1 protein-coding gene is annotated in these 1,414 nt (G+C 37.6%); it reads right to left on the minus strand.

Features of this window, described 5'->3' with window-relative positions:
- Window positions 1-34: 34 nt before the first annotated feature.
- Window positions 35-1,291 (minus strand): ISL3 family transposase, encoded by a 1,257-nt coding sequence (locus QM887_RS09885; protein WP_414271437.1) that lies wholly within the window; start codon window positions 1,289-1,291, stop codon window positions 35-37.
- Window positions 1,292-1,414: the final 123 nt, after the last annotated feature.

Below are 1,414 nucleotides of genomic sequence, written 5' to 3' on the forward strand. Positions count from 1 at the left end.
GGCTCTTTGTCAACTGTAGTGGGTTGATGAAAAGTTATAACCTGGAGAGGACCAACATGGTTCTCTCCTTTTTGATGTTCAAAGCAATGAGGATTCTAGTTTTAAAGTTTTCAAAGTTCCGGAAGCCAAAAGCATTGTGCTTGATGACCTTAATGAGGTTATTAGTAGCCTCTAGTTTCGCGTTTGAGTAGGGCAGTTCCAGTGCGTTCATGATTTTGTCCTTGTCTTTCAAAAAGGTCTTAAAAACAGTTTGAAAAATAGGATTTACAGAAGAAATTGTTTCGTCAATAAGACTAAAGAAATGGTCCGTTTGTTTCTCTTGAAAATGAAAGAGCACGAGTTGATAGAGGTCGTAGTGCTGTCTAAGTTCTTGAGAGTATGAAAGTAGCTTTTCTAGAATTTCTTTATTGGTTAAGTGTGACCGAAAAGTTGGGCGATAAAAACGTTTATCACTGAGTTTACGGCTATCCTGTTGAATGAGTTTCCAGTAACGTTTCAGTGCTTTATATTCGTGAGATTTTCTATTAAATTGATTCATGACTTGGATGCGAAGACGATTCATAGCTCGACTGAGATGTTGGACAATGTGAAAGCGGTCGAGAACGATTTTAGCGTTAGAAAAAAGTTTTCTGGCAATATCATAGTAGGGGCTAAACATATCCATGGTAATGACTTTCACGCGACTTCTCACCTGTCTAGAATAACGAAGGAAATGATTGCGAATAGTCACTTGAGTTCGCCCATCTAGGATAGCTACGATCTTTCTGGAATCAAAATCCTGTGCAATGAAGCTCATCTTACCTTTCTTGAAGCTGTATTCATCCCAAGACATGTGAGTTGGAAGGAAAGATAAATCTGTCTTGAATTTGAATTCTTTCAATTTACGAATGACTGTCGAAGTAGAGACAGATAGACTTTCTGCGATAGCCGTCATAGGGACTTTCTCGATTAATTTTTGAGTGATTTTCTGGTTGACGATAGTCGCGATTTGGTGATTCTTTTTGACTAAGGAAGTCTTTGCGACAGTTATTTTCCCGCAGACTTTACAACGGAAACGGCGTTTTCTCAATCGAATGAGTGTCTTATAGCCTGCACACTCTAGATAAGGGATTTTAGATTCTTTCTGGAAGTCATATTTAGTCATTTGCCCTAGGCAGTGATGACACTTAGGAGCAGGATAATCTAGCTTAGCGATGATTTCTTTATGCGTTCCAGCATCAAGATAATCCAAGATTATGATGTTCTTGTCTTTAATTTCGAGTAAGTTTGTGATAAAATTTAATTGTTCCATAAGATTCTTTCTAATGATGGTTTGGTCACTTTTCATTATAGGTCTTATGGGACTTTTTTTCTACAACAAAATAGGCTCCATAATTCCTATGGTGGTTTTACCCACTACAGAAATTATAGAGCC

It is taken from the genome of Streptococcus infantis, from assembly GCF_047460875.1.
GTDB classification, from domain to species: domain Bacteria; phylum Bacillota; class Bacilli; order Lactobacillales; family Streptococcaceae; genus Streptococcus; species Streptococcus infantis_AA.

Coding starts and splice junctions, on each gene's coding strand:
- QM887_RS09885 (WP_414271437.1), bottom strand. CDS start 1,291: ATGGAACAATTAAATTTTATCACAAACTTACTCGAAATTAAAGACAAG.